The sequence below is a fragment of the Salinivibrio sp. IB574 genome (assembly GCF_001996205.1).
GTDB classification, from domain to species: domain Bacteria; phylum Pseudomonadota; class Gammaproteobacteria; order Enterobacterales; family Vibrionaceae; genus Salinivibrio; species Salinivibrio proteolyticus.
In genome coordinates this window covers 1-4,963 of sequence record NZ_MUFN01000060.1, presented here as the reverse complement: position 1 = coordinate 4,963, position 4,963 = coordinate 1, and the positions used below count along the sequence as shown (strand labels likewise).

Here is a 4,963-nt window from a genome sequence, read left to right as displayed (position 1 = left end):
ACTACATTCAGGCACATGAGTTGACCTTATCCTGCATTTTAATCACACACCATCACTGGGATCACACCAATGGCATTGAAGATTTAGTACGCTTTGCGCCAAGTGCTGCTGTGATCGGTCCCGATGTAAAGCCTATCCCTCGACTTACGATGGCAGTGAAAGACGGTGACCAGATTGATGTGTTTGATCACCGTTTTCTGGTGGTGGGCGTAGAAGGCCATACCGAGGATCATATCGCATTTGTCGGCGATGGTAAGCTATTCTGCGGCGATGCGCTATTTTCAGCAGGGTGCGGCCGCTTACTCGGTGGCACCGCAGAACAAGCCGTTAACTCATTGAAAAAGCTTGCATCCTTACCCATCGAAACTCAGGTTTTTTGTGCACATGAATACACGGCGGCCAACGTCGCTTTCGCATTAACCGTTGAGCCGGAAAATGATGCGCTACATTTGTATAGAGAAGAAGTAAATAGGTTGCGTGCGCAGCAAAAACAGACTCTACCGAGTACCATTGAGCGCGAACGGCGCATAAACCCATTTTTACGAACGAGCGAACCGACTGTGATTCAAGCGGTGAGTGGCCGAGCCACTGATGACAGTGAGCTAGAAGTATTCAGGGCTCTGCGGCAGTGGAAGGACGAATTTTGAGCTGAGTCTCTTGTCATCAATAGAACCAGCCCCTATTATCATCGGCTATTTTGGACGAAGGTTTTATGCAATGAAGTACCGTTTTGTTATCTTGAGCACCCTGTTGCTGAGCGGCTGTCAGCTGACAGGTGATGCTCAGAATACGGATATCGCAACAAAAAAGACCCCAGTCGCGGCTACTCCGGTTAAAGCAACACCGACCGTTTCCGCGACCAAGAAACAACCGACCCCAGCGACACCAACGGTACTTTCACCGCAAATGCAGGAGGATGTGTGGCAGCGAATCAGCATGCAGCTGTCACTGCCCGTCCCTAATAACAGCGCTATCCGCCAGTACCGCAATTGGTACCTGAAATATCCAAACCACATTGCCACCGTCGCGGAACGTGCCACTCCTTTCTTGCACTTAATTGTTGAGAAAGTAGAAGCGCGCAATATGCCGCTTGAGATCGCATTGCTACCTATCGTCGAAAGCTCGTTTGATCAATTTGCTTACTCTCACGGTCGTGCCGCTGGCTTATGGCAGTTTGTACCAGCAACCGGTGAACGCTTCGGACTGGAACAAAATTGGTGGTATGACGGTCGTCGTGATGTGGCAAAAGCCACCGATGCCGCCTTGGACTACTTGGAATACCTCAACGGTATGTTTGATGGCAATTGGCTTCACGCTATTGCCGCCTACAATTCCGGTGAAGGCCGCGTTGCTCGTGCGATTCGTAACAATGAGAAACGGGGCAAGCCAACCGACTTTTGGCACCTCGATTTACCCAAAGAAACCAGTAGCTACGTCCCCAAGCTGATTGCACTGGGCGACGTCATTCGTCATAAAGATAAATATGGCCTTGAGGTTCCCGCCATCGCGAACAAACCTGCACTGGCATTGGTTGAACCCAATATCCAAATGGACCTAGCACTGGCAGCCAACTATGCTGGCCTGAGCGTATCAGAGTTACAAAGCCTTAATCCGGCTTACAACCACTGGGCAACCGCGCCTGCCGGTCCGACCCACTTGTTACTTCCCATCGATAAAGTCGATCGCTTCAACACCGAACTGGCGAAAAATAACAACCAAGGGCTACGTGTGGAGCGTTATTACGTCCAATCGGGCGATAGCCTGAGTGAAATTGCTGCCCACTACAACACGACGGTCAAGGTACTGCAGCGCGCTAACCAACTGAGTACCACACGTATCCGTGTCGGTCAGCCTCTGATGATCCCAGTCTCATTGAAAGACGAATCTCAGTACACCTTAAGCGCCCCTCAGCGCCTTGCAGCATTACAAGCCGCTGAGCGCGACGGTTACAAGCGTACCCATACAGTGCGTAAAGGGGATAGTTTCTGGACAATTGCTCGCCGCTATGACGTTGACTACCGACAACTGGCAAAATGGAATGGCATGAGTCCTCGAGATACCTTGAGTATTGGGCAAAAGCTGGTCGTTTGGGATAAAAACGATAACGCAAAACGTGTTCGTACCATCACTTATCAGATTCGCCAAGGCGACTCCCTAAGCAGCATTGCGCAGCGTTACAATGTGTCCGTGTCTGATCTGGTTAAGTGGAATCAGCTACGCAAGAACGCCTATATTCAGCCGGGCCAGCGCCTCACCCTACATATTGATATCTCGCGGAGTAGCGGTTCATGATGGTAGCGTCCTCTAACCCTTTGTTCGCCTTGCGTGATATCGTAATCCGGCCGAGTGCCTGCTTTGCCGCATTGAGCCAGCGTCCTGCATGGGCGTGGCTGGCATACTTATTACTGTGCTTTAGCTCAATGGCTTTTTGGAACGCCTATTTCGACCACACTGATCTGGCTACCCTTCAGCGAGTGTTAATTCAAACACTCTCTATGTCCAAAGGCGATGCCCAGCAATGGTTGGAGCGTGAGACCCTATTGGCCTCAGAGGTGCTAGGAGACTGGTTTGGACGTGCGGCGGTCATCTTCGCGCTGGCACTTTGGTTCCGTCTTGCCACGAAACAAGAAGCACCAACTTTTGGCTACCGACATTGGCTTGCGGCAACCAGCTTTATCCTACTACCCGCCATCGTGGGTGATCTGGCCAGCTATACCAATATGATGTTGTCACCGAGTTTCATTCTACCTGCCCACGCAGATCTCAACAGCCTTAACGGGCTGTTAAAACTGCCGTTGACGTCAGAGTGGAGTGCTTGGGCGGCGAGTCTACCCATTCTTCTTCCTTGGTATTGGGTGCTCAGTATTACCGTCTTGGCCCTCTGGACGCCGCTTGAACAAGGTAAAGCGATAGTGGTTGCCACCCTGCCTTGGTTTGCCGTCTTTGGAGGATGGGCCCTGATGATTGCCGTTAGCTAATCACCCTCAACTGCGCCTCCATCGGAGTATGATCGGAGGCGCCGTTATCCAACGCTTTTGCGCCTTCCACCACTAACCCTCGATAAAAAACATGATCCAACGGCAAGCCAAATTTCGTGATCCGCTCATCAGGGCTAAATACCATTTCCTGAAGCGATAATCTAGAGACCATTGCCCTTACCGCCTCTAAACGACGTTGAGACCAAGTATTGAAGTCTCCAGCGAGAACAATCGGCCCCTCAACCTGCGCGAGCACTTTTTCTAACGCCGCCAGCTGTTTCTTATACGCTGACATGGCGTACGTAAAGTTAATGCTATGAATATTTACCACTGCCAGTCGCTGACCATTAGACAGTTGATATTCGCTGTACAAAGCACTTTTCGGCAGCCTTAGATAAGGTTCAACGGCGGTATATGCGCAGCTATGCATCGGATTAACCTGAGACAAATTCATCACTCCAGCCACAGCATCTTGCATAGCAAACGCATAAGCCTGATCGTAGTGAAGTGACGCTTGGTTTATCCAGCGAGCAAGCTGAGGACCAAAACTGGCTTCTTGCAATAACATTAACCGGTGAGGGTCACGGTATTGACTCAGCGCCGTCTCCCAATGAGGACGTTGCTGTTTATAAATATTCCACACCAGTAATGAAAAATGCCCGTCTTCATCCAATGGAGAAGCATGAATATAATCAACACATTGCCGGTGAATACCTGAGACGGTATGCAACTGGGTACTATCTGGCACGGTAAAATAGCCATTTACACCCACCACAGCGGCCGGCACTAGAATCGCTGTACCCCACGCCATCGCTTTACCAATTCGCCGTTTCATCACGTCTACCACTTTTGATTACTCAGCCACTGTGAGTATAACCTGCCATCAGTTCGGGCGCCGATTTTGCGCGTCTTGCGGTTAAAATACAAGCAAAGATCTCACTTTATGACTTGCCGATAATCGAGCCCCAGAGATAGGATGTGAAAGCAATAATAACAATATACATTCAAGGAGCGACGCCACATGCTCAATAACCTATTTGTGTATGGCACCCTGTGTCCGGGGGAAAGGAATCATTATTTACTTGCTGATGTTCAAGGAGACTGGTATCCCGCTACATTACAAGCAGTACGCACGGATCGTGGGTGGGGATCGGCAAAAGGCTATCCAGGGATTGAACTCAGTGACAATCCCGACGATATCGTGCACGGTTGGTTGCTAAAAGCAAAAGACCTCACGGCGACCATCCCCCAATTAGATGAATTCGAAGGGGCGGGCTATCAACGCGTTATTGTAGAAATTCGTTATCAACCAAATATGGATATGGTACAGACCACGACCGCCTTCACTTATGAGCTCTGCTTTAGTCATCAGCCAGAAGAAGCAGGCCCAAGCCAGTTTGTCGCCAAAAACTATTAGCGCTGTCAGACAGTCAAAAGCACCGACAAGCGTCAGTGCTTTTTGAGTAGCAGAAATAGATGGGTTCGACCGGTAATATTTAGATCAAAAAAAAGCACCGACAAATGTCGGTGCTTTTTAGATGGCAGGGGTGGAGGGATTCGAACCCCCAACACGCGGATTTGGAATCCGCTGCTCTGCCAATTGGAGCTACACCCCTATAAGTAGTGGCGGAGTGGACGGGACTCGAACCCGCGACCCCCGGCGTGACAGGCCGGTATTCTAACCAACTGAACTACCACTCCGCATCAATTCTGTCTCATCAAAGTCTTACGTCAATCTGCTTTGGTGCTTAAATTTTGTCTAATCAAAGCCTTACATGTAGCTGCTTTAATTAGGTTATCTTATTTGATGCGATGAGGATGTTGAATCGAGACGCGCAGTGTATGCCAATACATGAGCATCGCAGATATCAACAGCATCGAGCTATCAACAAGATAAGCAATTAAAGCCTGGCGATGTCCTACTCTCACATGGGGAGACCCCACACTACCATCGGCGCTGCTTCGTTTCACTACTGAGTTCGGCA

General features: G+C 49.8%; 6 protein-coding genes and 2 tRNA genes. 4 read left to right on the top strand and 4 right to left on the bottom strand.

Annotated elements, in window-relative coordinates; translation table 11 throughout:
* From gloB to BZJ17_RS16850, 3 genes are all read left to right on the top strand, one after another.
* On the top strand, positions 1-647 hold a 647-nt coding region (gloB, locus tag BZJ17_RS16860), incomplete at its 5' end, for a hydroxyacylglutathione hydrolase (protein WP_077641505.1).
* Positions 648-717: 70 nt separating this feature from the next.
* Positions 718-2,292, top strand: a complete 1,575-nt coding sequence (locus tag BZJ17_RS16855) for a LysM peptidoglycan-binding domain-containing protein (RefSeq protein WP_069587469.1) — start codon at positions 718-720, stop codon at positions 2,290-2,292.
* Positions 2,289-2,978 carry a YIP1 family protein gene (locus BZJ17_RS16850; protein ID WP_077641504.1) on the top strand — a complete coding sequence of 230 codons (690 nt, stop codon included), beginning with the start codon at positions 2,289-2,291 and terminating at the stop codon, positions 2,976-2,978. Before BZJ17_RS16855 ends, BZJ17_RS16850 begins: the two co-directional genes overlap by 4 nt.
* Here BZJ17_RS16850 and BZJ17_RS16845 read toward each other — a convergent pair.
* Positions 2,971-3,813 (bottom strand): endonuclease/exonuclease/phosphatase family protein, encoded by an 843-nt coding sequence (locus tag BZJ17_RS16845; RefSeq protein ID WP_077641503.1) that lies wholly within the window; start codon positions 3,811-3,813, stop codon positions 2,971-2,973. The two genes, BZJ17_RS16850 and BZJ17_RS16845, sit on opposite strands and share 8 nt — an antisense overlap.
* Before the next feature lie 186 nt (positions 3,814-3,999).
* Between BZJ17_RS16845 and BZJ17_RS16840 the strand changes: the two genes are divergently transcribed.
* Positions 4,000-4,395: a gamma-glutamylcyclotransferase family protein gene (locus tag BZJ17_RS16840; RefSeq protein WP_069587470.1), complete on the top strand. Its 396-nt coding sequence runs from the start codon at positions 4,000-4,002 to the stop codon at positions 4,393-4,395.
* Positions 4,396-4,517: 122 nt separating this feature from the next.
* On the opposite strand, the gene BZJ17_RS16835 is transcribed toward BZJ17_RS16840, so the two are convergent.
* From BZJ17_RS16835 to BZJ17_RS17320, 3 genes are all read right to left on the bottom strand, one after another.
* Positions 4,518-4,594 (bottom strand) — tRNA-Trp (locus tag BZJ17_RS16835).
* An 8-nt stretch (positions 4,595-4,602) separates the two neighbouring features.
* Positions 4,603-4,679: transfer RNA gene (locus BZJ17_RS16830), tRNA-Asp, on the bottom strand.
* 99 nt (positions 4,680-4,778) lie between these two features.
* Positions 4,779-4,963, bottom strand: a 185-nt coding sequence (locus BZJ17_RS17320; protein WP_206744527.1) for a hypothetical protein, incomplete at its 5' end; no start/stop codon positions are given.